Raw genomic sequence first — 25,236 nt, 5'->3', positions numbered from 1 at the left:
CTCTCCTAGTTCAATCACCCGACAGGCAAAGGCTGCACACGGCGGCCATCTGCCCAATTCATTCAGCAGCCTGCTTGCGGCTCAGGCGGGCTCGGCCCCTGCCTTGTTGTTGCCGCGCCCCTTGAAATCGACAATGGGCGCCAGACGGACATCCCGCAGTTCTTCCAGGGTGAAGCCCAGCGCCTGCAACGGGGCGGGCACGCGCTTCTTGCTGACTCTTTGACCCGGCTTGGCAGGTGGCTCGTCGCTCCAGACGATCTGCCAGCCCCCTGCCTCGGCCCGCTCCAGCGTGCCGCGAAATTTCTTGCGCGTGGCGTTGACCTGCCCCGCGCCTGCTGCGCCGATGGGCGCCTTCAATGTGAGATCGATGACCGAGCCTTCGAAACGCACGAAGTCCTGCTCGTGGCGCAAGGGTCGGTCGATTCCGGGAGAAGACACTTCCAGGCGCTTGTACTCGACGCCGTCGACCTCCAGCGCGAACTGCAGCTGGCGGGTGACCTTTTCGCAATCTTCGACCGTGACGTACTGCTCGACGGCCGGCGCAGGCGCGTCCTCAGCAGGCTGAACCCAGGGCAAGTCGATGGTGATGCGCAGCAGACCACCGGCGGAGCGCTCGATCTCCACCAGGTCATACCCCAGGCCAATCACGGTTTGTTCAACGACTTGCTGCAGTGCCACGTGTTCTATTCAATCCCGGAAAAACAAAAAACCCGATAACCCCCAGAGGCTTCGAGCTCCAAAAGCAAACGGCCAAAAAAAACGGGCGGTTGGTACCCGCCCGTTTGGTCGTGAGAACCGTATTGTAGCCCGGAACGCATTGATTTGCCAAGTTGCGCAGGGTCTTTCTCTGCGCGCAGCCGCCTGCTTCGCGCCAAACCAAGGCCCGGCGGGGCTTTGCGCCCCAAAACGCCGTTGCGCAAATGGCACGAGCCCCCTGCCGCTACGAGAGTGATAGCGGCTGCAGCAGCTCGGCGAGGTCGCTTTCGGTGAACAGCGGCTGCTTGCGCCCGGCCGCGCCCTGGTAGAGATTTTCGGCCAACTGGGCCTTTTTCTCCTGCAGGGCCAGGATGCGCTCTTCGATGGTGCCGCGCGCCACCAGCTTGACCACCCAGACGCTCTGCGTCTGGCCGATGCGATGGGCGCGGTCGGTGGCCTGGGCTTCGACGGCAGGGTTCCACCAGGGGTCGTAGTGGATCACGGTATCGGCCTGGGGCAGGTTCAGCCCCACCCCGCCGGCCTTCAGGCTGATCAGGAACAGCGGCACCTCGCCGCTGGTGAAACGCTCGATGATGGCATCGCGCTTCTGGCTCTGGCCGGTGAGCTTGACCCAGGACAGACCGTGTTTCGCCAATTCGGCCTCGATCAGCGACAGCATGCTCGTGAACTGCGAGAACAGCAGGATGCGCCGGCCCTCGGCCAGCATCTCGGGCAGCATTTCCATCAGTTGCGCGAGCTTGGCCGAGGTATGCACCTTGCGCGCCGCCTCCAGCGGCACGAGCTGCGGGTCACAGCACACCTGGCGCAGCTTGAGCAAGGCGTCGAGGATGGTGATCTGCGAGCGTGCCAGGCCCCTGGCCTGCAGCGCTTCGCGCACTGTCTTTTCCATGCCCAGGCGGATGGTCTCGTACAGGTCGGCCTGGCCGCCCGAGAGGTCCACGGGCATCACGGTCTCGATCTTGGGCGGCAGCTCGTGCGCCACCACCGACTTGGCCCGGCGCAGCATGAAGGGGGTGATGCGCGCGCGCAACTGCGCCAAGCGCTCGGTGTTGCCCTGGCGCTCGATGGGCGTGCGGAACAGGTCGCGAAAGCGCTGCTGGCTGCCCAGAAAGCCCGGCATGAGGAAGTGGAACAGGCTCCAGACCTCGCCCAGGTGGTTTTCCATGGGCGTACCCGACAGGCACAGCCGGTGGTTGGCCTGCAGCTGCGCCACCACCTGGGCGGCGTTGGTGGTGGCGTTCTTGATGTTCTGCGCCTCGTCGAGCACCACCATGTGCCAGCGCGCTTCCAGCCAGCGCTCGCGGTCGCGCTGCAGCAGCGAATAGGGGGCGATCACCAGGTCGTGCTCGGCCATGGATTCGGCCAGGGCATGGCGCTCCTTGCCATGCAGCACCACACTGCGCAGGCCGGGGGTGAAGCGCGCGGCCTCGCGCTCCCAGTTGCCCATCAGGCTCACGGGCGCCACGATGAGCGCCGGCTGCACCAGGCGCCCGGCGTCCTTTTCGACCTGGATGTGCGCCAGCGTCTGCAGCGTCTTGCCCAGGCCCATGTCGTCGGCCAGCACGCCCGCCAGACCGTTGGCGCGCAAAAACTGCAGCCAGTTGAGCCCCTGCTGCTGGTACGGCCGCAGCTGCGCATGCACGCCAGCGGGCACCGGCACCTCGGGCAATTGCCCTTGCCCCTGCAGTTGCCGCACCAGGGCCTGCAGGCTGGCCGCGCCCTCCCACACCACGCCATCGCCCAGCGAAGCGCTGGCGCGCAGCGCCTCCAGGCGCGACAGGCGCAGGCTATCGCCCGAGAAGTCGTGCGCGCGGTCACCCACCAGGTCCAGCAGGGCCGCCAGCCAGGGCTTCAGGGTATCGGTCGGCAGGCGCACGAAGCCATGGCCGCCGGGCGCCGGAAGGTACAGGTACGGCGGCAGCACCGGCGCCCTCAGGCCCTGGCTGGCAGCGCCGCCAGGTTCGGCGGGGTCGGGCGGCGCCGCAGCGGCCGCTGCAATCAGGTCGGGCAGCCAGGGCAGGATGTTGTGGCGCTGGCCATCGATCTCGATGCCCAGCGACAGCTCGAACCACGGGGACGGGCCGAACTCGCCGCCGCCGCCACCATCCGCCGTCCGGGCGGACAGGCCGGCCCCATGGTCTTCATCCTCCAGCCCGAACGTGCCATGCCCACCTTCATCCTCCGCCCCCTGGGGACCCAGGTGCACATGGACGGCGTGGGCATGCGTGATCCAGCGGTCCAGCCCGGGCGCCATGGTGAGCACAAAGCCGGCATTGCGCAGCACGGCAAAGTCCCCGTCGGCCCAGCGCATCCAGGCGTCCTGCGGGCGCTCACCGGGAATGCCGAAAAGTCCCTCATCGATGCCCAGCAAGCCCAGGTCCATGAGGCGGGAGACAGCGTCGAGTTCGGCGCGGCCATCGCGCTGCAGCAGCACCTTGCCGCCCTCGCCGTCCAGCCCATCCACCAGCACCCCCAAGGGCTGCCCCGCCCACCAGCCCGCATGGCCCTGGTAGTCAAACCGCAATTGCGCCGTGATGAGCCCCATGTAGGCCACGCCCGCGGCGGGGGTCAGCGCCAGATGCAGGCGCGCCACCGGGGCCACGCCATCGAGCCGGGTCAGCCCCTGCAGCACCGGCGGCAAGGGCAGCGCTCCCAGGCGGCGGGCCACGTCGGCCTGGTGCTTTTGCAGCGCGGCGGCGCTGAGCGGGGGCGCATGCAGCAGCACCTCCAGCTGTGCGGACTCCAGGCCCGGCGCGTGCGCCGGGCCGCACAGTCCGGCCGCAGCATCCAGGTACATCGGCGGGCTGTTGTGGCACAGCAGGGCGCCGGCTTCGGGCAGGCGCGCCTGCAGCGCCCAGCTGCCGTCCTGCGCCAGGGCCGCCGCCGCACCGCCCGAAACGGCCTGCCAGGCCCAGTCGATGGGCTGCGGCCCACCCCAGCGCAGGGGCTCGCCCACGGTGGAACCGCCCGCATCGGCAAACAGGCGCCCGGTGCTGGCGGCCTGCTCCATGGCCAACAAACCGATCTGCCCCTCCAGCACGGCACAGGGCGCGCCGCTGCCGGCGGAGTAGTAGTTGTGCTGGCGCGGCAGTGCGCGCAGCAATTGCAGGACCTGCCGGTCGGTATCGCTGGCGCGGTCGAACACCGCCTGCCCCTTGCCCGGCTGGGTGCGCACCTGTTTGGGCTTGGCCCAGCCACCCGTCACCTTGGGGTAGGAAACCACGGCCTCCAGCTGCAGCAGGGGCGCGGTTCGCGGCGCCCCCACCACGGACAGCAGGTAGACATACTGTTCCGGGCGGTCGGCACCTGCGGGCGCATCGGCATCGGCCAGGCCGGCCGCCCTGTCCAGCGCCAGCAGCCAGTTCATGAGGCGCGCCTCCGCCTCAAGGCGGTGCACCTCGGCCATGCGCTGCTGCGCGTCGCCGCGATGGGGCGGGCGGCCTGCCCCGGCCGGTGCCATCACCAGGCCCCTGATCCGGTCCACCTCGCTCGGCCCCTGGCGCGCCGCCTGGTGCATGAGCGCCACCCCGTGCTTGCACTGCAGGCCCACGGGGCAACTGCACTGGCTGCGCCAGTAGTCCACCGCGCCATCGGGCATCAAGGCCATCGACACGGACAATTGATAAGGAGCCAGCTGGCTGCCTTGCACATCGCCCTTGAGCAGCCAGTGATCGCCCTCGGCGCTGATGGCCAGGCGCCGCACGGCCCGCGCCTTGAACAGCGCAGTCCCCCGCGCCCACACGCCGTCATCGCACAGCGCACGCAGTGATTCAGGCTCGAACCAGAACTCCAGGGACATGGAAAAATTCAATACACGACGCGGCAAAGACCCGCAGGCCATGGTACTGCACAAATGCTATTCAAAAAATAGCAGGCAACGCCCCCTCCTGGCCCATGAATGCTCCCACGGGCCAGCCGCTCAGCCTCCGCGCGCAGCGCGCACGCGCGCAAACACCTCCTGCGCATCGGCCCCCACCCCCTGCCCGCCCTGCCCCGCCTGCAGGCTGGCGAGCAACCTCGCCAGCACGGGCGCCTGGGGCAACAGGGGGCCCAGGAAGCGCGCGCTCGCGCCATCGGCGATCAGCAGGGTGGGAAAGGTCTCCACGTCCAGGTCGCCCGCCAATTCGGATTCGTCCTCAATGTCCACCCACTCAAAGCGCACGCCAGGGTGCGCCTGGGCCAGGGCATCGAAGATGGCCCGGTAATCGCGGCAGGTGCCGCACCAGTTGGCGCACAGGCACACGGCCCACCACCCGCTGCCCGTGGCAGCAGGGTTGGCATGGGACAAGGCGACCGGGGTGTTCATCTGTGCAATCCTCGTGGGTTGGGAACCTGTTTGGGCCTTCCTTCAGGCCCGGCACTTTACAACGGCTGTCCCCAGGCTGCTGGCATGCCCCCCCCCGGATGCCCAGGCAAGCGCGGGGACAAGCAGCCTGCGTGCTACGCTGTAGCACAGGCTTTCGACCACGCCATGCTCAAGTCACTGATCCCGATTCTGTACGCGCAACTGTCTCCCCACCGCCTGGACGTGCGCAACGCCAGGACCGGCGGAACCTGGAGCGGTGCGCCGGAGCTGGCCATTCAGCAGGAACCCAAGCCCACCATCCTGGCCGTGGGCGACAGCGCCAGGCAGGCAGCCGCCCAGACGGGCGCGCGCCTGGTGAACCCCCTGGACCACCCGCGCAGCATCGTCTCGGACTACACGCTGGCCGAGCAACTGCTGCGCTACGCCGTGCAGCATGTGCTGCGAAGCGGCGGCAGCACCTGGGGCCTCGGCCCCTCCCCGCACCTCGTGCTGCATCCGCCCAGCGATCCTGCGGGCGGCTACACCCAGGTCGAGCTGCGCGCGCTGCGCGAGCTGGGCATGGGCAGCGGCGCCAGCAAGGTCGCCCTGTGGCACGGCGCGCCGCTCAGCGACGAGGACCTGCGTTCGGGGAACTTCCCCGCCACCGGGCAGGTGCTGCAAGCATGAGCTGCACCCGCTCCACCCGCATCACCATGGACGACAAGGCCCACCCATGAGCACCACCAAGCCCGACACCATTGCACTGCAGATGCCCGTGCCCAGCGGCGAGCAGCTCAAGGCCGCGCGCACGGCAGCGGGCCTGAGCCAGGCCCAGGCCGCTGAATTGATGGGCTACCCGCTGCAGACCGGCAGCCGCGGCGGCCTGCAGTCGCGCACCTGGCAGGCCCTGGAGAGCACGAGCGACGAGCGCAGCATGCAGGGCCCCGTGTTCGCCATGTTCCTCTTGCTCACGGGCCAGCACCCGGATTTCGTGCTGCAGCGCAAGCCGGACGAAGGCCCGGCGCCCGATGCGGTGCTGGGGTCCACAGCGCAGGGCGAGGAAACCATCTCCCCCGAATAGCCGCCGGGACCTGCCGGCCGCTCAGTCCACCTTGATGTTCGCGGCCTTGATGACCTGGGCCCATTTGTCGACCTCGGCCTTCTGAAAGGCCGCGATCTGCGCCACGCCGAGGTCGGCCGGCTCCATGCCGAAGCCCGCCAGGCGCTTTTGCATCTCGGGCTGCGCCAGGATCTTGCGGATCTCGTCGTGCAGCCGGCCCACCACCGGCGCCGGCGTGCCGGCCGGTGCGAAAATGGCCTGCCACGACTGGACCTGGAAGTCTTCCAGGCCCTTGACGCCCGACTCGGCCACCGTGGGCACATCGGGCATGGACGCCAGGCGCCTGGGCGAGGTGACGGCGATGGCGCGCAGCTTGCCGCTTTGCACATGCGGTGCCGCCACCACGGTGGTGTCGAACATCATGTCCACCTGGCCGCCAATCACATCCTGGATGGCAGGGCCGCTGCCCTTGTAGGGAATGTGGGTGAATTTCACACCCGACTTGAAGCCCAGCAACTCCACCGCCAGGTGCTGCGAGCTGCCCGTGCCGGCGGATGCGGAGGACAGGCCGCCCTCCTTGGTCTTGGCGGCCGCCAGCACGTCCTTGAGCGTCTTGTAGGGGCTGTTGGCAGCCACCACCAGCACCACGGGGTTGGTGCCGATCAGGGTGACCGGGCTGAAGGACTTGAGGGCGTCGTAACCGAGCTTGGGGTAGAGGCTGGCGTTGATCGCGTGCGAGCTCACCGTGCCGCCCAGCAGGGTGTAGCCGTCGGCTGGCGCGCGCGCCACCACCTCGGACCCTACGCTGCCCGCAGCGCCAGCCTTGTTCTCCGCCACCACGGTGGTGCCAAGCGCTGTGCCGAGTTGCTGGCCGATCATGCGGCCCAGGGTGTCGGTGGTGCCACCTGCGGCGAAGGGCACGACATAGCTGATGGGCTTGCCTGTGGGCCAGCTGCCCTGGGCAGCGGCCGGCAGGCCGGCAAGGGCACAGGCAGCGGCCAGGGTGGCCGTGCGGAAGAGGGTTCTGCGTTGCATGGGGTATGTCTCCGAATGGAAAGGGTGCTCAGGGGAAATCGACGATCTCGATCCAGTTGGGGTTCTTGCCGGCCGGCACGCGGGTGGGCGTGCCCGGGATGCCAGTGGCCGGATCGATGGGGTGCACGGAAAGGCTGTGCGACTCCTGCCCCGCTGCGATCAGGAAGCGCCCCGAGGAATCGACCGCAAAGCCGCGCGGCGACTTTTCGGTGGGCACCTGGCCCAGGGGCTGCAACTGGCCGGTGGCGGCATCGACACGGAAGGTGCTGAGGGTGCTCGAGGTGCGCTCGGACGCATACAGCGTGCGGCCATCGGGCGAGAGGTGCAGGTCGGCCGCCCAGGGCTTGCCGGCAAAGCCGGCGGGCAGCGCCGTGGTGCGCTGCACGGACCGCAGCGTACCGCGCGCGGCGTCGTAGGCCATCACATGCACAGCGGCATCGAGTTCGTTGACCAAGTACATGTAGCGCTGCGCACGGTCCCAGACGAAGTGGCGCGGGCCGGACTTCTCGGGCGCCACACTGGTGATGGCCGGCTCGTGGGCCGTGAGACGGCCGGTTTCGGCATCGAAGCGCCAGGCCGAGAGGTTGTCGCCCCCCAGGCTGGTGGCGAACACATGGCGGTTGGCGGCGTCGGCATGGATGGCATGCGCGTTGGGCGCCGTGGGGATCAGTTGCTGCACGGCACCCACCACCCCGTCCTTGCCGATGCTGTTGACCGTGATCTTGTGGCCCGGGTAGGAGGCGGCAAACAGCCAGCGGCCCGTGGCATCGGTGTCGATGTTGGCCATGCTGTCGGCCAGCGGCGCCTCGCCCAGCTTGCGCAGCTTGCCGCTGGCGGGGTCGATGGCCAGGCTCACCACCCGGAACGGCTGGGAGCGCAGGGCCACATAGAGCACGCGCTTGTCCGGGCTCACCGCCATCGGCATGGCCATGCCGGCCAGGGGCACGGTCTCCACCGGTTTGAGCGTGCCCGCACCGCGGTCCAGTTCGAGCACCGACACATCCTGGCTGTCGGCATTGGACACATAGACCCAGGTCGCGGCGCTCGCCGCGGTACATGCCATGCTGGCAGCCAGGTGCAGCGCCAGGCTGCGGACACGGAAAAAACGACCCATCTCTCTTCTCCTTCGGTTCGCATGCCACCTGCTGCGCAGGCCCAAGGCAGACAATTGTCATATGTTGTCGTACAACATGATCGATTGTGCTATGCAAGCAGCGACCTGCGCCAAGGGGATAACCCGAACCCGGAAGTGGCCTGGGTTTGAACGCCCACTCCCTCCCTGGAGGAAGGATTCGCCCCTATTTCCATTGGAGAATCAGGACTGAGAGATCGGTAAAAACCCTTAAACGCAGCCTCCACAGAAGCCTGGCTACCAGGGAAAGAGATTTCAAAACGGGCTTGCGGTCCGATTCTTTGCGTGAAAACCCATTGTCATTTTGCAATCTTAGTTGTACGATGACTGGCAACAAAGTTTGAAACAGGAGACACGCACCATGACTGTGACCCGCCGCAACGCCATCCTGGCGTGCACCGCCGCCCTCGCCGCCACCACCGCCGCTGCACAGACCGCCGCCGAGTGGCAGCCCACCAAGACCCTCAAGCTGGTCGTGCCCTACCCGCCCGGCGGCAGCTCGGACATCATCGCGCGCTCCATCAGCCAGTCGCTGTCGGAAGCCCTCAAGCAGCCCGTGATCGTGGAGAACAAGCCCGGTGCCAACGGCAACCTGGGCGCAGACTTCGTGGCGAAGGCCGACCCGGACGGCTACACCATGCTGCTGTGCGACGTGGGCGCGCTGGCCATCAGCCCCTCGGTCTACACCAAGCTCTCGTTCGACCCTTCCAAGGACCTGCGCGGCGTGACCATGCTGGCCTACTCGCCCCACCTGCTGGTGGTGCACCCTTCGGTCAAGGCCAACAACCTCAAGGAACTGGTGGCGCTGTCCAAGACCGCCGAGCTGAACTTCGCCGTCACCGCCACCGGCAGCGCACCGCACCTGGCCGGTGTGGCACTGGAGCGTGCCAGCGGCGCGCGCTGGCAGTACATCCCCTACAAGGGAGGCGTCACCGCCATCCAGGACACCGTGGCCGGCCAGACCCAGGTGCTGATGAACGGCATGCTGGCCACCCTGCCCCAGGTGCAGAACGGCAAGCTCAAGGTGCTGGGCGTGTCCAAATCCACGCGCATGCCGCTGATCGGCGACGTGCCCACGATCGCCGAGCAAGGCGTGCCCGGCTACGAGTCTGGCACCTGGCAAGGCATCCTGCTGCCACGCGGTACGCCCGACGCCGTGGTGCAGCGGCTGAACAAGGCGCTGATCACCGCCATCCGCTCGCCCGACATCCGCTCGCGCCTGGCCGGCCAGGGCGCCGAGGTGGTGACCATGACCCCCACCGAACAGGACCAGTTCTTCGCCAAGGAGCGTGCGCGCTGGGCCTCGGTGGTGAAGGCCGCCAACATCAAGCTCGACTGAGCACCCGCCTCTTTTTCCACATCACCGCCCCGCTAACACCATGACCCCGCAAGACCTCAAATCCATCATGGGCTCCGGCCTGCTGTCCTTCCCCGTCACCGACTTCGACGAGCAGGGCAACTTCAACGCCAAGGGCTATGCGGCCCGCCTCGAATGGCTGGCCCCCTATGGCGCCAGCGCCCTGTTCGCCGCTGGCGGCACGGGTGAGTACTTCTCGCTCTCGGGCCCCGAGTACGGTGAGGTCATCAAGACCGCGGTGGACACCTGCCGCGGCAAGGTGCCCATCATTGCCGGCGCTGGTGGCCCCACGCGCACGGCCATCGCCCATGCCCAGGAGGCCGAGCGCCTGGGTGCCCATGGCATCCTGCTCTTGCCCCATTACCTGACCGAAGCCGGCCAGGAAGGCCTGATCGAGCATGTGGCGGCGGTCTGCAACAGCGTGAAGTTCGGTGTCATCGTCTACAACCGCGACCGCACCAAGCTCACGGCCAATTCCCTGGCCATCCTGGCCGAGCGCTGCCCCAACCTGATCGGTTTCAAGGACGGTGTGGGCAACATCGAGACCATGTCCTCGATCTTCATGAAGATGGGTGATCGCTTCTCGTACCTGGGTGGACTGCCCACGGCCGAGGTGTATGCCGCGGCGTACAAGGCCCTGGGCACGCCGGTGTACTCGTCGGCGGTGTTCAACTTCATACCCAAGACGGCGATGGAGTTCTACAAGGCGGTGGCGGCCGATGACATGGCCACGCAGCACCGGCTGCTCAAGGACTTCTTCATGCCCTACCTCGATATCCGCAACAAGGTGGAAGGCTATGGGGTGAGCATCATTAAGGCCGGCGCCAAGCTGGTGGGCCATGGTGCGGGGCCGGTGCGCGCGCCGCTGACGGACCTCAAGCCCGCCGAGATGGAGCAGCTCAAGGCGCTGATCGACAAGCTCGGCCCGCAGTAAGCCCACGCAAGGGCCTGGATCACTCCCCAGGCCCTTTTTTTCCTTTTCCATTTTTGATCTCCAGGCGCCCGGCCGTGCACGGGCGCCTGGTGTAGACGCGGCACGCCCATCCTATCAAACACAACAATGGAGACAGACAGCATGTTCAAGAAGATCGTTCTGGCCACTGCCACCGCCGTGGTCATCGCAGCCCTGGCCGGTTGCGCCAGCAGCACAGCCTCCGGTTCGTCGGCCTCGGCCGAGCAGGCTGTGGCCGCAGCCGCCGAACGCTTGCGCGTGGCCATGATCGACCCGACACAGGCGGCCCTCGCGCCCCTGGTGGCCGACGACCTGAGCTATGGCCACTCGGGCGGCCGGGTGGACACCAAGGACAGCTTCATCGGCGACCTGCTCGCCGGCAAGTCCGACTTCGTGACCATCGCCATCACCGACCAGACCATCAAGGTGGTGGGCAACACGGCCATCGTGCGCCATACGCTCACGGCCGACACCAACGACTCGGGCAAGCCCGGCAAGGTGCAGATCAAGATCCTGGGTGTATGGCAACAGCAAGGCGGCAGCTGGAAACTGCTGGCCCGCCAGGCCGTGCGCGTCGCGACGTAAGATTGCAGCCCGCCTTTCGCAACGGCGGTCCAGCGCCAGGGACCGCCTCCCTCCCCTCCCCTTCATGACCCAGCCCTCCAAGCCCCGCATCCTGCAGATCGCCCGCCTTCCCCTGCCCGCCCTGGAGACCGACCTGGCCGCCCGCTACGACGTGGTCTGCCTGTCCGACCAGGCCGATCCGGCCGCCTTTCTGGCTGCGCACGGTGCCAGCTTCACGGGCGTGGCCACCTCGGCCTCCATCGGCCTCAAGGGCGAGGTAATCGCGGCCCTGCCCAACTTGCAGGTGGTGAGCAGCTTCGGCGTGGGCTTCGACGCACTGGACATCGCCGCCTGCCAGGCGCGGGGCATCCCCGTGGGCTACACGCCCGATGTGCTCAATGACTGCGTGGCCGACATGGCCTTCGCGCTGATGCTCGATGTATCGCGCGGCGTGGCTGCGAGCGACCGCTTCGTGCGACGGGGCGAATGGCCCAAGGCGCGCTATGCGCCGCTGACGCGCGTGTCGGGCAAGCGCCTGGGCATCGTCGGCATGGGCCGCATCGGCCTGGCCGTGGCCGAGCGCGCCACCGGCTTTCGCATGGAGGTGGGCTACTACAACCGCCGCCCTGTCGAAGGCTCCACCCTGCCGCGACTGGATTCGCTGCTGGCGCTGGCCGAATGGGCCGACTACCTCGTGCTCACGGTGGCCGGCGGCGCGTCCACGCGCCACCTGGTCAACCGTGAGGTGCTCCATGCCCTGGGCCCCAAGGGTTACCTGATCAACGTGGCGCGTGGCACCGTGGTGGACGAGGCCGCGCTGGTCGAGGCCCTGCAGCACAAGCGCATCGCCGGCGCCGGGCTCGACGTGTTCGAGGACGAACCCCAGGTGCCTGCCGCCCTGATGGAACTGGACAACGTGGTGCTGACCCCGCACACGGCCAGCGCCACGCACGAAACCCGCCGCGCCATGGCCGACCTGGTGCTGGAGAACCTGGAATCGTTTTACGCCACGGGTGCGGTCAAAGTCCCCGTGCCGGCCCCCTGATGTAGAAAGGCCCCCGCAGGCATACACCCGCGGGGGCCAAGCAAGGCTTGTTCAACGCCTGGCAATTACTTCAAGACGCCCTTGGAGATGTCCATGATCATGCGCGTGGCCAGGTACAGGCGCGGCACGATGGTGTTGACCTGCACGTACTCGGCATCGTTGGAGTGGGCACCGTAGCCCGACAGGCCCATGCCCTCCACCACGGCGCCCTTCGTCTTGAGCGCGGCAAAGGCCGCATCGGTGCCGCCGCCCGTGGCTTTTTCAACCACGCTGAGCGGCAGACCCAGCTCCTGGTAGATGACCTTGCCATAGCCGGCCACGCGGCGCGAAGCCTCGCTGGCTTCGAGCGGCGGGCGGCGCACCTCGAACTTCACGTCCACCTTGGAGGCGGGCAGCAGCTTGGTCTTGATCTTCTCCTGCAGCGCCTTTTCCAGCCCGTCGAAGTCGGCCACCTTGAGCGCACGCGCATCGGCCTGGGCAGTCGCTTCGGCGGGGATCACATTGCGGTTGGTGCCGGACTTGGAGACCGTCCAATTGAGCTTGAGGCCTTCGTCGTTCTTCGACAAGTCCTTCATCTGCAGCAGCTGGTGCGACAGCTCGTACAGCGCATTCACACCGTCTTCGGGCTTGGCGCCTGCGTGCGAGGCCTTGCCCTGCACCGTGAGGTAGGCCGCGCCGATGCCGCTGGTGGCCAGGCGCAGCGTGCCGTCGGTGCCGCCGCCCTCGAATGAGAACACCACATCGTGCTCGGCCGCCACGCGGGTGATGGTGCTGCGCCAGCCAGGCGAACTGATCTCTTCATCGCCATTGACCAGCACCGTGAGCGTGCCGTAGTCCTTGAAGTTGAGCTTTTGCAGCAGCGCGATGGTGTGGATGATGAGGGCGATGCCCTGCTTGTCGTCAGAGATACCCAGGCCATAGGCTTTGTCGCCGTCGATGCGGAAGGGCTGGTCCTTGAGCATGCCCTTCAAGTACACCGTGTCCATGTGCGCGATGAGCATGATCTTCTTGCTGCCCGTGCCCTTGAACACGGCCTGCACGGCGGGGCCCACCTTTTCGGGCGTGTCATCCAGGCGGTAGACGTCGTTGGTCTGCAGCACCTCTACGGTGCCGCCCAGTTGCTTGAGCGGGGCGGCGATGCGGTTGGCGATCTGGTTCAGGCCTTCGATGTCCTTGCTGCCCGATTCGATGTGCACCAGGTCGCGCAGGGTGTCTAGCAGGGGTTGCTGTTCCTTCTGTGCCAGGGCGTGCACGTCGGCCACGGGGGCGGCTTGGGCGATGGTGGCGGCGAAGGCCAGGGAGAGGGAGGCGACCAGGGGACGAAGGGAATGGGACATGGTTTGGCTGCTGGCAGCAAGTGGATGGCGAAGTCTGATTATGTTGCTGTTGGTTGGTGCTTTGCTGGCTGCATGCCTTGGCTGAGGGCGGAGGCCGGGGTGTGCGCCCGGCGGCGCACCTAACTTCTTTTGTCTCGCCAAAAGAACGTAGGCCAAGAAAAGGCGACCCCGCTGCCCGTGTCCCCCATCGCCCTGTCGGGCGTTGGGGCAGCCTGCGATGCTCGGTCCTGGGGTGACGCCGAAGAACTCCCTGCGCTGCCTCTGCGAGGCAGCTCCGGTCAGACAGCTTCGGCGAGTCAGATGACGAGGCGCGTGTCCTTCGGCACGCGCTCACCCCAGGCCCTGCGCTTCCCGGCACGGTCAGAAGGGGGTGGGAACGGGCTCCACACGGGCCATTGCTTCGCTCGGCTCGCCATGGCGGCTGCGCCGCCCGTCGGCAGCGCGCAGCGCGTAACCGACCCCAGGCGCAGCTGCGCAGCAGCAGCCGGGTGGACCCCGCTCCCCACCCCTTCTGGCTGCGCCGAGAAGCGCTGGAGCTGGGGTGGGCGTGTGTGCCGAAGGACACACACGCTTCGTGAACTGACTTGCCGCAGCTGTTTAAGCGGAGTTCGAAGAACGCAGCGAGTTCTGCGGCACCACCCCAGATCCGAGCATCGCAGGTTGCCCGCAGCGAAGCGAAGGGACGCAGACAGCGGGGCGCTGTTTCTTTGCCTACTTTCTTTTTGCGCAAAAAGAAAGTAGGTGCGCCGCCGGGCGCACACCCCGGCTCCCGCACTTCAAAAAAGCATGTTGTTCAAACTGACCCCAAGAGCCATCATCCCCCCGAAATCCCCCGCCCCTCAGCCAACTTCACCAGCACCTGCAGCGCCCGGTTCAGCGGCGTGGGCACACCCAGCGCAGCACCACGGCGCACCACATAGCCATTGAGGTGGTCGATCTCGCTGGGCTTGCCACGCGCCAGGTCCTGCGCGGTGGATGAATACTGGCCCGGCATGGTGGCCGCAATGCCACGCACGGCCGCCTGTATGTCGCCAGGGATGGCGACACCATCGGCCTGGGCCACGGCCAGGCACTCGGCCACGGTGTCGGCAATCACGTCCGTCACGCCCGGCACCAGCACCAGTGGGCCATAGGGTTGCTGCGCCAGGGCCGACAGCGCGTTGTAGGCGCAGTTGAGCACCAGCTTGGCCCACAGTGCGCCGCGCACATTGTCCGAGATCTGCGTGGGAATGCCGGCGGCGGCGAACTGTGCCGCGACCTCTTCGCTGCGCGGCGACGGCGCGATCACCAGCTCGCCCCGGCCATGGTGCTGCACATGGCCGGGCCCGGCCATGGCGGTGGCCACGTAGACCACGGCCGCCGCCACGGGTGTGCTGGCGTCCAGCACGGCGCGCACGCGCTCGTCGTTGTCCGCCCCGTTCTGCAGCGTGAGCACCAGGGCCCCTGGCGCCAGGAACGGGCGTATCGCGCGCGCCGCGTCTTCCGAATCCGAGGACTTGACGCAGAACAGCACCACGTCGGCACCCTGCACCGCGCTGGCTTCGGTGCTGGCTGCGAGAGGCACCCGCACGTCGAGCACCGCCGTCTGCAGGCGCAACCCCTGCTGCTGCACTGCCTGCACATGGGCCAGGCGGCCGATGAGGGTGACTGGGTGGCCCGCCCGCGCCAGCAGTGCGCCGTAGTAGCAGCCCACGGCACCGGCCCCCATGACGGCAATGCGTAGTAGAGGGTCGGAAGTACTAGAAGCGCAAGTTGAGGCCATAGAAGAATATAGGTGGAAAGTCAACCAAGAAAACTAGAACAGCGTCTCCACCCATCATCACATTCATATTGAGGAGTTCATCATTATTTTGCCTTTGAGTTGAAAATTTAAATAGCAAAACTTATAAATAATATATTATCAACCCACCTTTTGCAAGGCTTTTTGAGGCATTTTTAAATAAGGTGCTCCATTACAAAGTAGTTCGGCAATTTGCTTATCGGCACGCATATCCACCAATGCCGGCCACTCACTCATTGCGAATCTTGATGTCTGATCACTTCGAAGAGTTTCCAACAAGAATTCAATAACCTTTTCTTTGTTTTTCAACAGCGCATAAGCCGCAACCTTTACACTCGCCGCCTGGGTAAATGATATAACAGAATTAATTCTAGTATCATTAATTTTACTCCCTGACATTTTTTTTGCCAGCTCAAAATTAATAATATCAACATCAGCCTCTACGGAAAAAGAAATTTTTTCAAGTTTGGCTCTCAAATTTCTCTCGACTTCACCACAGTTTCCTTTCAAAAGCTGAATGTAATCTCCATCGTATTGCGCTATGCTCCCACAACCAGGAACAGAGTCGAGCTCCCTAAGGGCGGAGTCATATTCCTTTTTTGCTGTCAATATGTCAGCCTTCAAACATGCCCTAACATCAGGGAGTAACCGATTAGCCCACCGTGACAAATGCTTTTCTGCATTATCAAGATCACCGACGTCGACGAGTGCACTTACCAATGGCAGAACAGCATCAACATCCTTATGCAAATCCAAAGATTTTTCCAGTAATTCTATTGCCTTTTTGTCTTGGCAGAATTTTTGCCGCTCAAATTTTGCTACAGCAATGGAATAGTCAGCGTCCTCCGCCTGCTTGCTTGCTTTTGAGTCTATGGCAATCCTCAACTCTTCAACCCTATTCAAAGAAGCCAATACTTTGAGCTTCAGAATTTCTAAGTCCCCATTAAAATCGGAGTATCTATTAATAGCACCATCCAATTCATCAAAAAAATATTCCACCTCCCCCTTAGGCGTCTTTTCATCAATAAATGATGCCTTCATTTTAAGAACCGAATATCCAATTGGCGATTGAATACAAAGCTCATCAATTATTTTACGCCTCTCCACATCACGCTCTTTAATATCATTTTTATGACCCAGCATATTAAACTTCTCCAACCAACAAGGATTGTCTGCTGATGGATTCTTTTTTATACCAGCATCCAAACATTGCATCGCCTGAGAAAAAATACTGCGCTTTTCATCCCCATAAAATAAAGAGATATCCTCAGCTATCAATCGCGCTTTCTCAAAAAAAACCATTTCATAATGCGGGTTTGCGATGGCTGCAACTTCAATAATTTTCTGTCTCGCCGCTTTATCAGGCATAAGCTGAAGTTTCGCAAGATGGTGACGTGCCGAATACGGCTGAAGCATTGAAAGCTCGTGAGCGGCAACAAGAGCGCCCGAATAATCCCCCATATACTTGTGGGCTTTGACGATAGCCTTAAGCAAAGCTACACGACCTTCCACATTAGTGGTCTCACTCAGCTTCTTTCTACACAGATCAATCGCCGCCGAGTTCCTATTCTCCTCAACCAAATTTGATGACTCAAGCACAGTAAGCAACTGGTCATCCGTCAAACTGTTGGTAGACACAGCCTTATCATCATCCTTTGCCTTTCTTAGCAATCCGTAAAGAGCATTTGTAGTAGATTCTTTGGACAAAGAATCAAATGCACGACGGAGCACTTCTGATTTCGAATTTTCAAGATTTTTACCCTCAATCAACATCTTCACCAAATCATGCTGACGACTTGAAACCTTGCGAGTAGAAATGGGTACTACATCACCATCATTGAATTTACAAAACAATTCTGCGAATAATTCATCAAAGCCGTCGATATTAACAAAATAAACCCGATCTTTCCACAGCAGCTTTCGTAGCTCTTCAGATATTTCAGAATCAGATCTCAAACACCAATAAATACCCTTTTTAAAATAATCCTCATTTCGCAATAGTGCCGAAAGAACATCCATGACCGACCGATCATTACCAGCATACCCCACCACAATCAATCCAGAATCTTTGGCAAATTCAGCGAACTTGAGACGCATATTTTGCTCAAGAGATTCTGTTTCCCGGGCAGTAGCCTTTATATCGTCAAATAAATAATCTCCGTGCAACTTTATTATTTTAGGGCGCTTTGACGTAACACTTACACCATTAATCGATGAATCATGAGCGCATATTATTGGACGAAGATCGGAAAACTGGAAAAAGGCCTCATTAAGAAGATCGTCAAAGTTGGTAGTAAAAACAGTATTAAAATAACTTTGATTGACCAGTGCAGCCAAATAAGCGTATCCAATTGACGGCTTTTTACTGGCCACTTCATTTTCGACAAAAATTCTTCGCTGCGGTTGCAAATCAAATCTTCGTTCAAAAAGCGAAGAATACTCTTTATTTCTGTCATACCAGGACAGATGGTGACCGGAAAGATATTCTGATATCTGCTCATCCGTGGCCTGCCCATTGGAATTAACCTCTGGACCTATTATTTCTCGTCGCCACTCTTTAATCAACTCGGAAGCCGACCTAATTCCCGAACTAATAGAGCAACCGGCCCCCAGCAAGAGGGTATAGTTCGGGACATTTTCAGCTCGAGTACTAATAAATCTCGCAAGATCGTGAATAGATTTTTCCTTGAACCGCAAATCTGATCGAATATCCATCTTACCCCCTTAATTAAAATAATAAACAGTGATATTTTGGAACTACAAAAAATCCTTGAAGGCATTTCCTCAAATAACTCATTACACACCGAATCAAAACAAGAGATAAAACATTTTGCAACAATTATTTGACAATAACCACTTCAATTAGTCAACAATTATTCATTGCAAAGACAAACATTGTCTAGTCAATTAAATTTCTGCCCATGACATCGACACCACCCCCCTCTTCGTCCGACGTGTCCTTCTATGGCAACGGCCACAGCCCTGCCGAGGAGAGCGTGGGCTACCTGATGCGCAAGGTGATGTCGTCCATCCGCACGCAGGCGGACGCACAGCTGTCCACCCACGACCTGACTTTCGCCCAGTGGCTGCCGCTGTTCAAGATCTCCAAGTTCCAGGCCTTGACGGGCCAGGCCGCCGCTACGGTGGCCGTGATGGCACGCGAGCTGGAGACCGACGCGGCCTCCATGACGCGCACGCTGGACCGCCTGGAAGCCAAGGGCCTGGTGCTGCGCGAACGCTCGACCACCGACCGGCGCGTGGTGCACGTGGTGCTCACGCCCGAAGGCGAGGCCGTGGCCGCCAAGGTGCCCCCCGTGCTCGCCGAAGTGCTCAACAACCACCTGCGCGGTTTCACCCGCGATGAATGGCAGCTGCTGCTCAGCATGCTGCGCCGCATGCTGGCCAACGGCGACGCCGTGCGCCAGGAACAACAGCAGCCACCGGCCGCCTGACCCGGCCGCCCTGCCCCCGTATCCCCCAAGAGATAGCAGACATGTCCTCATCCGCCACTCCCCTGTCCACCCGTGCCGCCATGGCGGCCCATTTCGCCGTGTCGGCCGTCGCGCTGGCGGCCGCCATCTTCCTGGTCGGTTGCGCCAGCCCCGGCGCAGCGCACACGCCACTGGCACAGACCACGCCGGCCGCGCTGGGCCTGAATGCAGCGGCCGCCAATTCGGCCGCACCCTCGCAGTGGTGGACCACCCTGGGCGATGCCCAGCTCAACGCCCTTGTCGACAAGGCCCTGCAAGGCAGCCCCAGCCTGGCCGTGAGCCGCGCCCGCCTGGAGCAGGCCGTGGCACTGAGCCAGGTGCGCGAAGCCGCCAACCGCCCGCAGGTGAACCTGGGCGTGGACGCCACGCGCCAGCGCTACACCGCCAACGGCCTGGTGCCCGCCCCGGTGGCCGGCAACACCTACAACAGCGGCACGGTGCAGGCGACGTTCAGCTGGTCACCCGACTTCTTCGGCCAGCATGCGGCCGAGCTGCAGGCGGCCCTGGGCCAGGCGCGCGCCGCGCAGGCCGATGCCGCCGCCGCCGCCAACACCCTGGCCGCCCAGGTGGGCCGCAGCTATGTGGCCCTGGCGCGCCTGGTGTCGCAGCGCGAGGTGGCCGTGCGCGCGCTGGAGCAGCGCGAAGAACAGCGCCGCCTGACCAACGACCGCGTGGCGGCAGGCCTGGACAGCCAGGTGGAACTGACCCAGGCACAGGCCGCCGTGCCCGATGCGCGCACCCAGATCGAGGCCCTGGACGAGCAGATCACCCTGGCACGCCGCCAGGTGGCCGTGCTGAGCGGCCAGGCGCCCGATGCGCTCACCACCTTGACCCCGCAGCTGGCCGCCCTGCAACCCATGCCCGTGCCCGACGCCCTGGGCGCCGACCTGCTGGGCCGCCGCCCCGACGTGGTGGCCGCGCGCTGGCGCGTGGAGGCCGCCACGCAGGGCGTGAAGGTGGCGCGCACCGAGTTCTACCCCAACATCAACATCGGCGCCTTCATCGGCCTCAATTCACTGGGCCTGGACAACCTGTTCAACGCCGGCTCGCGCCAGATGGGCGTGACGCCCGCGCTGCGCCTGCCGATCTTCGATGGCGGCCGGCTGCGCGCCCAGCTGGGTGGCCGCCAGGCCGAGCTCGACGCCGCCATCGCCCAGTACAACGGCATGGTGCTCGATGCGGTCAAGGAGGCCGGCGACGCCATGGCCTCCGTCCAGTCGCTCACGCGCCAGCAGGCGCTGCAGGACGATGCCGCCGCCAGTGCCGAAAAGGCCTACCGCTTTGCACAGGAGCGCTACCGCGCCGGCCTGGGCAACTACCTCGTGGTGCTCTCCACCGAAAGCCAGGTGCTGGCCCAGCGCCGCCTGGCGGTGGACCTGCGCGCCCGCCAGCTCGACACCCGCCTGCAGCTGATGAAGGCGCTGGGCGGCGGCTGGACCGACGACACGGCCACGCTGCAGACCGCCGCAGCGCACTGACCCCCTACCGACACAACCACACACAACAAGCACACACCGAGGACCCTTGCCATGAGCGAATCCGCCACCCCCAACAACCCAGCATCCAACCCCGCGCGCCGCCGCGGCCTGACCGTGATCGCCGCCGCCGTGGCCATTGCCGCCATCGGCTGGGGCGCATGGCACTGGGCCAATGGCCGCCATGTGGAGACCACCGACAACGCCTATGTGGCGGGCAACGTGGTGCAGATCACGCCGCAGATCGGCGGCACCGTGGTCTCCATCGGCGCCGACGACACCGACTATGTGAAGGCCGGCCAGCTGCTGGTCAAGCTCGACCCGGCTGACGCCCGCGTGGCGCTGGAGCAGGCCGAGGCCCAGCTGGCGCAGACGGTGCGCGAAGTGCGCACCCTGTTCGCCAACAACTCCACCCTGAAGGCCCAGGTCAGCCTGCGCAGCGCCGACCTGGCGCGCGCCCAGGCCGAGGCCGCCCGCCTGCAGGACGACGTGGCCCGCCGCGCACCGCTGATGGCCAGCGGCGCCGTGGGCAAGGAAGAGTTCCAGCACGCCACGGCCCAGGTCACGGCGGCCAAGAGCACGGTGGCCGCCGCCCAGGCCGCCGTGGTGGCCGCGCAGGAGCAACTGGCCGCCAGCCAGACGCAGACCGAAGGCACCTCGATCGAGCAGCACCCCAACGTGCAGCGCGCCTCGGCCCGCGTGCGCGAGGCCTACCTGGCCGTGCAGCGCGCCCAGCTGGTGGCCCCGCTCGACGGCCATGTGGCCAAGCGCGGCGTGCAGGTCGGCCAACGCGTGCAGGCCGGCGCCCCGCTGATGACCCTGGTGGCCCTGAACGACCTGTGGGTGGACGCCAACTTCAAGGAAAGCCAGCTGCAGAACCTGCGCATCGGCCAGCCCGCCGAACTCGAGGCCGATGTGTATGGCACCAAGGTCATCTACCACGGCACTGTGGCCGGCCTGGGCGCTGGCACCGGTGCTGCCTTCGCCCTGCTGCCGGCGCAGAATGCCACCGGCAACTGGATCAAGGTGGTGCAGCGCGTGCCCGTGCGCATCGCGCTCGACCCCAAGGAGGTGGCCCAGAACGCGCTGCGCGTGGGCCTGTCGATGGAAGTGAAGGTGGACACCGCCAACCAGAGCGGCAAGACCCTGGCCGACACCCAGCGCACCACGCCCGTGGCCTCCACCGCCGTGTTCGACGCGCAGTTCAAGGCCGCCGACGACGAGGTGGCCAACATCATCGCCGCCAACCTGGGCCGCAAGGCCGTGGCAGTGGCCTCGCCCAAGGTGCTGTCGCAGGCGCAGGCCGGCACGGCGGTGCAGGCACAGAACCACGCATCCGCGCCCGTGCGCACGCCCGTGGTGCAGTGATCGGGGGTTCGCATGAGCACCGCCAACCCCACTGCAGACCAGGGGGCCGCGCCAGCGGCGCCCCCGGTCCCTGCAGCCCCACCGGGCCCGCCTGCGGCCTACCCCCCGCTGCAGGGCACGGCCCTGCTGCTGGGCACACTGTCGCTGTCGCTGGCCACGTTCATGAACGTGCTGGACTCGTCCATCGCCAACGTCTCCATCCCCGCGATTGCCGGTGACCTGGGCGTGAGCCCGGGCCAGGGCACCTGGGTCATCACCAGCTTCGGCGTGGCCAATGCCATCTCGGTCCCGCTCACGGGCTGGCTCACGCAGCGCTTCGGCGCGGTGCGCCTGTTCACCATGAGCGTGATGCTGTTCGTGCTCACCTCCTGGCTGTGCGGCTTTGCCTCGTCGCTGGAGATGCTGGTCTTCTTCCGCGTGCTGCAGGGCCTGGTTGCCGGGCCCATGATCCCGCTGTCGCAGACCCTGCTGCTGGCCAGCTACCCGCGCGCCCTCGCCGGCACGGCGCTGGCCCTGTGGGGCGTGACCACCCTGGTCGCGCCCGTGGTGGGGCCGCTGCTGGGTGGGTGGATCACGGACAACATCTCCTGGCCGTGGATCTTCTACATCAACGTACCCGTGGGCCTGCTCGCGGGCGTGCTCACCTGGGGCATCTACCGCAAGCGCGAGACACCGATCAGGAAGCTGCCGATCGACACCGTGGGCCTGTCCCTGCTGGTGCTGTGGGTGGGCGCACTGCAGCTCATGCTGGACAAGGGCAAGGAGCTCGACTGGTTCGCCTCCAGCGAGATCATCATCATGGCCGTCGTCGCGGTGGTGGCGTTCGCCGTGTTCCTGGTCTGGGAGTTGACCGACAAGCACCCGGTGGTGGACCTCAAGCTCTTCAAGGGGCGCAACTTCACCTTCGGGGCGCTGGCCCTGTCGGTGGCCTATGCGCTGTTCTTCGGCAACGTGGTGCTGCTGCCCCTGTGGCTGCAGCAGTGGATGGGCTACACCGCCACCTCGGCCGGCATGGCGCTGGCGCCCGTGGGGGTGTTCGCCATATTGCTCACGCCGCTGGTGGGCAAGAAGGTGGGCCAGTGGGATCCGCGGCGCATGGCGACGGGGGCGTTCATCGTGTTCGGCATCGTGCTGTGGATGCGCTCGCAGTTCACTGTGCAGACGGACTTCATCCACATCCTGATCCCCACGCTGCTGCAGGGTGCGGCCATGGCGTTCTTCTTCATCCCGCTGACCACGCTGACGCTGGCGGGCATTTCGCCGGAGCGCATTCCGGCCGCTGCCGGCCTGAGCAACTTCGTGCGCATCACCGCCGGGGCCATGGGCACGTCCATCGCCACCACGCTGTGGGAGAGCCGCGCCGCCATGCACCATGCCCACCTGACCGAGGGCCTGGTTCAGGGCCAGGGCGTGTTCGCCAGCACGCTGGATGGGCTCACGGCATCGGGCATGACGCAGCTGCAGGCACTGGCGCAGGTCAACCGACTCATTGACCAGCAGGCCTTCACGCGCGCGGCCGACGACATCTTCCTGGCGTCGGCCGGGCTGTTCCTGCTGTTGATCGGGCTGATCTGGCTGACCAAGCGGCCATCGCAGGGCGGTGCGGCACCCGCCGACGCGGGCGGGGCGCACTGAGCGGCAGGCCCTGAGGCAGGACAAGGCGGCGCAGCCCTCGGGCTCGCCGCCTTTTTCATGCTCCCTTGCTGGCCTTGGCTCGGGTGCGCGAGGCCGGCAGCTCGGGCGTGCTGGTCACGCTGGGCGCCCGGCTGAGCACGTTGTTGGCGTTGACCAGGGTCTTGAGCATGGCCATGAACAGTTCGCCCTGCTCGGGCGGCAGGGGCGCCAGCATGCGCTTTTGCGCACGGCGCATGCCGGGCTCGACCTGGCGCAGCAGGTCTTCGCCCGCGGGCGTGAGCGTGAGCAGGCGCACGCGCCGGTCGCCCGGGCTGCTGTTGCGCAGCATCCAGCCGCGCGCTTCCAGCCGGTCGATCACGCTGCCGATGGTGGACGTATCGAAGCCGATGCGGCCGGCCAGGCGGCGCTGGTCCAGCCCCGGCTCACGCTGCACGGCGGCCAGCGCGCCGAACTGCACGGGGGTGATGCCGAACTCCTGCGTCTCTTCGAGGAAGATGGCCACCGCGATTTGCTGCAGCCGGCGGATGTAGTGCCCGGGCAGTTCTTCGAGCGCAGGCGAATGGGATGGAGAGGACATGGCAGCAGCAATGGCGACAGAAAGGGAACAACGGCGGCAGTCCGCGAGGCCGCAGTCTATCGGAAGCTGCCGACGGCCTGAACGCTCAGTGCACGTGCGCTGCGGGTGCTGCCATGCGGAAGGCGGGCAGCTCCGCACAGGCTGCGTCGACAGCACTGATGCGTGGCCAGCGCGCCAGGTCGACCTGGAAGCGGCGCGCACTCTCGACCTGCGGCACCAGGTAGACGTCAGCCAGGGTGGGCGCGTGTCCGAAGCTGAAGGCACCGCGCCCGGCATCACGCGCCAGCAGGGCCTCGTAGGCGTCGAAGCCCGCGGCGATCCAGGTGGAGCACCAGGCGTTGACCGCGACCTCGTGGCAACCGAGCTGGTGGCGCAGGTATTCGAGGATGCGGCGGTTGTTGACCGGGTGGATGTCACAACCCACCAGCGCGGCCAGCGCCCGCACCTGGGCCCGGGCATCGGCGCCGGCCGGCAGCAGCGGTGGTTCGGGGTAGCACTCCTCCAGCCATTCGATGATGGCGGGCGACTGGATCAGGGTCTGGCCCTCGTGCTCCAGTGCGGGCACCAGCATCTGCGGGTTGACGGCCCGGTAGGCCTCGCCCAAATGCTCCTCCTGGCGCAGGTCGACGGGAATGTGCTCGACGTCCAGGCCCTTGAGGTTCAAGGCGATGCGCAGCCTGTGCGAGGTACCGCTGCGAAAGAAGTGGTGCAGCTTCATTCTGCGGGCCCCACCGTGAGGGCGATGCTGCCCACGCCGTCCACATGGCCCTCGATGCGGTCGCCCGGCAGCACGGCGCCCACGCCTTCGGGCGTGCCGGTGTAGATGAGGTCGCCGGGCTGCAGGTGGTAGAACTGCGAGAGGTCGGCAATGATCTCGCGGATGCTCCAGATGAGCTTGTCCACATCGGACTGCTGGCGCACCTGGCCGTTGACGCTGAGCGCGATGGCACCGCGCGCGATCACCACGCCGGGCAGGGGCACGATCTTGGAGGCGATGGACGATTGCTCCACATCCTTGCCCAGATCCCAGGGCCGGCCCTTGTCGCGCGCCACCAGTTGCAGGTCGCGCCGCGTCATATCGAGGCCGCAGGCATAGCCGTAGATGTGGGTGTGCGCCTGCTCGGGCGCGATGCGAAAGCCGGGCGTGCCGATGGCCAGCACCAGTTCCATCTCGTAGTGGTAGCTCTCGGTGCCTGGCGGGTAGGCGACGGTGGCGCCGGACTCCACCACGGTGGACGGCGACTTGGTGAAGTAGAACGGCCGCTCCTGCGACTTGTCCACGGGCCGCCCCATCTCGACCGCATGGGCGTGGTAGTTGCGCCCCACGAAGAACAGGCGGTTCACGGGCAGGCGCGCGGCCTGGCCGCGCACGGGCAGCGAGACGGTGGCGGGAGGGGTCCAGAGGTAGGTGGTGGACATGCAGGGC

General features: G+C 65.0%; 21 protein-coding genes. 10 read left to right on the top strand and 11 right to left on the bottom strand.

Going from position 1 to position 25,236, the window contains the following annotated elements; translation table 11 throughout:
- Nucleotides 1-81 precede the first annotated feature (81 nt).
- From rimP to AC07X5_RS24450, 3 genes are all read right to left on the bottom strand, one after another.
- Entirely contained in the window at nt 82-678 is a 597-nt protein-coding gene (gene rimP, locus AC07X5_RS24460) for a ribosome maturation factor RimP (RefSeq protein WP_494772229.1), read from the bottom strand.
- Between the two features lie 262 nt (nt 679-940).
- Entirely contained in the window at nt 941-4,516 is a 3,576-nt protein-coding gene (locus AC07X5_RS24455; RefSeq protein ID WP_494772228.1) for a DEAD/DEAH box helicase, read from the bottom strand.
- A gap of 120 nt (nt 4,517-4,636) precedes the next feature.
- Nucleotides 4,637-5,023, bottom strand: a complete 387-nt coding sequence (locus tag AC07X5_RS24450; protein WP_494772227.1) for a thioredoxin family protein — start codon at nt 5,021-5,023, stop codon at nt 4,637-4,639.
- A gap of 165 nt (nt 5,024-5,188) precedes the next feature.
- On the opposite strand from AC07X5_RS24450, the gene AC07X5_RS24445 reads away from it, so the two are divergent.
- Both AC07X5_RS24445 and AC07X5_RS24440 read left to right on the top strand, forming a co-directional pair.
- Nucleotides 5,189-5,689, top strand: coding sequence for a rod shape-determining protein (locus AC07X5_RS24445; RefSeq protein ID WP_494772226.1), 501 nt, complete (start codon nt 5,189-5,191; stop codon nt 5,687-5,689).
- 46 nt (nt 5,690-5,735) lie between these two features.
- The gene (locus AC07X5_RS24440) at nt 5,736-6,083 is read left to right on the top strand and encodes a helix-turn-helix domain-containing protein (protein ID WP_409962234.1); all 348 of its coding nucleotides are present in this window, start codon (nt 5,736-5,738) and stop codon (nt 6,081-6,083) included.
- Between the two features lie 21 nt (nt 6,084-6,104).
- On the opposite strand, the gene AC07X5_RS24435 is transcribed toward AC07X5_RS24440, so the two are convergent.
- Together AC07X5_RS24435 and AC07X5_RS24430 are read right to left on the bottom strand one after the other, a co-directional pair.
- Nucleotides 6,105-7,097, bottom strand: coding sequence for a Bug family tripartite tricarboxylate transporter substrate binding protein (locus tag AC07X5_RS24435; RefSeq protein WP_494772225.1), 993 nt, complete (start codon nt 7,095-7,097; stop codon nt 6,105-6,107).
- Between the two features lie 28 nt (nt 7,098-7,125).
- A complete protein-coding gene (locus AC07X5_RS24430) occupies nt 7,126-8,211 on the bottom strand; it encodes a lactonase family protein (RefSeq protein ID WP_494772224.1) in 1,086 nt (361 codons plus the stop codon).
- A gap of 379 nt (nt 8,212-8,590) precedes the next feature.
- Here AC07X5_RS24430 and AC07X5_RS24425 point away from each other — a divergent pair, with 379 nt between their 5' ends.
- From AC07X5_RS24425 to AC07X5_RS24410, 4 genes are all read left to right on the top strand, one after another.
- On the top strand, nt 8,591-9,568 hold the full coding sequence (locus tag AC07X5_RS24425) for a Bug family tripartite tricarboxylate transporter substrate binding protein (RefSeq protein WP_409962228.1): 978 nt from the start codon (nt 8,591-8,593) through the stop codon (nt 9,566-9,568).
- A 40-nt stretch (nt 9,569-9,608) separates the two neighbouring features.
- A complete protein-coding gene (kdgD, locus tag AC07X5_RS24420; protein WP_494772223.1) occupies nt 9,609-10,520 on the top strand; it encodes a 5-dehydro-4-deoxyglucarate dehydratase in 912 nt (303 codons plus the stop codon).
- Between the two features lie 141 nt (nt 10,521-10,661).
- Complete coding sequence (locus AC07X5_RS24415; RefSeq protein ID WP_494772222.1) at nt 10,662-11,123, top strand: nuclear transport factor 2 family protein; 462 nt, start codon at nt 10,662-10,664, stop codon at nt 11,121-11,123.
- 64 nt (nt 11,124-11,187) lie between these two features.
- Nucleotides 11,188-12,147: a 2-hydroxyacid dehydrogenase gene (locus AC07X5_RS24410; protein ID WP_494772221.1), complete on the top strand. Its 960-nt coding sequence runs from the start codon at nt 11,188-11,190 to the stop codon at nt 12,145-12,147.
- Nucleotides 12,148-12,212: 65 nt separating this feature from the next.
- On the opposite strand, the gene AC07X5_RS24405 is transcribed toward AC07X5_RS24410, so the two are convergent.
- The 3 genes from AC07X5_RS24405 to AC07X5_RS24395 form a co-directional block, all read right to left on the bottom strand.
- Nucleotides 12,213-13,484 carry a M20/M25/M40 family metallo-hydrolase gene (locus AC07X5_RS24405; RefSeq protein WP_494772220.1) on the bottom strand — a complete coding sequence of 424 codons (1,272 nt, stop codon included), beginning with the start codon at nt 13,482-13,484 and terminating at the stop codon, nt 12,213-12,215.
- 814 nt (nt 13,485-14,298) lie between these two features.
- Nucleotides 14,299-15,246 carry a ketopantoate reductase family protein gene (locus AC07X5_RS24400; RefSeq protein WP_494772219.1) on the bottom strand — a complete coding sequence of 316 codons (948 nt, stop codon included), beginning with the start codon at nt 15,244-15,246 and terminating at the stop codon, nt 14,299-14,301.
- Nucleotides 15,247-15,384: 138 nt separating this feature from the next.
- Nucleotides 15,385-17,979, bottom strand: coding sequence for an SIR2 family protein (locus AC07X5_RS24395; protein WP_494772218.1), 2,595 nt, complete (start codon nt 17,977-17,979; stop codon nt 15,385-15,387).
- Nucleotides 17,980-18,185: 206 nt separating this feature from the next.
- Between AC07X5_RS24395 and AC07X5_RS24390 the strand changes: the two genes are divergently transcribed.
- Genes AC07X5_RS24390 through AC07X5_RS24375 form a run of 4 tightly spaced genes read left to right on the top strand, consistent with a single transcriptional unit; the run spans nt 18,186 to nt 23,233 of the window.
- Complete coding sequence (locus AC07X5_RS24390; RefSeq protein ID WP_494772217.1) at nt 18,186-18,716, top strand: MarR family winged helix-turn-helix transcriptional regulator; 531 nt, start codon at nt 18,186-18,188, stop codon at nt 18,714-18,716.
- Between the two features lie 41 nt (nt 18,717-18,757).
- Entirely contained in the window at nt 18,758-20,233 is a 1,476-nt protein-coding gene (locus AC07X5_RS24385) for an efflux transporter outer membrane subunit (protein WP_494772216.1), read from the top strand.
- Between the two features lie 51 nt (nt 20,234-20,284).
- On the top strand, nt 20,285-21,598 hold the full coding sequence (locus tag AC07X5_RS24380) for an HlyD family secretion protein (protein WP_494772215.1): 1,314 nt from the start codon (nt 20,285-20,287) through the stop codon (nt 21,596-21,598).
- A gap of 12 nt (nt 21,599-21,610) precedes the next feature.
- Entirely contained in the window at nt 21,611-23,233 is a 1,623-nt protein-coding gene (locus tag AC07X5_RS24375; RefSeq protein ID WP_494772214.1) for a DHA2 family efflux MFS transporter permease subunit, read from the top strand.
- Between the two features lie 55 nt (nt 23,234-23,288).
- On the opposite strand, the gene AC07X5_RS24370 is transcribed toward AC07X5_RS24375, so the two are convergent.
- The 3 genes from AC07X5_RS24370 to AC07X5_RS24360 form a co-directional block, all read right to left on the bottom strand.
- Nucleotides 23,289-23,810, bottom strand: a complete 522-nt coding sequence (locus AC07X5_RS24370) for a MarR family winged helix-turn-helix transcriptional regulator (RefSeq protein WP_494772213.1) — start codon at nt 23,808-23,810, stop codon at nt 23,289-23,291.
- Nucleotides 23,811-23,895: 85 nt separating this feature from the next.
- Complete coding sequence (gene maiA / locus AC07X5_RS24365) at nt 23,896-24,528, bottom strand: maleylacetoacetate isomerase (protein ID WP_494772212.1); 633 nt, start codon at nt 24,526-24,528, stop codon at nt 23,896-23,898.
- Nucleotides 24,525-25,229, bottom strand: coding sequence for a fumarylacetoacetate hydrolase family protein (locus AC07X5_RS24360; protein WP_494772211.1), 705 nt, complete (start codon nt 25,227-25,229; stop codon nt 24,525-24,527). Before AC07X5_RS24360 ends, maiA begins: the two co-directional genes overlap by 4 nt.
- Between the last annotated feature and the right edge of the window lie 7 nt (nt 25,230-25,236).

This window comes from Acidovorax sp. GW458-11-26-14-TSB4 (assembly GCF_059423865.1).
The sequence above is the reverse complement of the archived record's forward strand: the minus strand, read 5'-3'. Positions and strand labels throughout refer to the sequence as shown.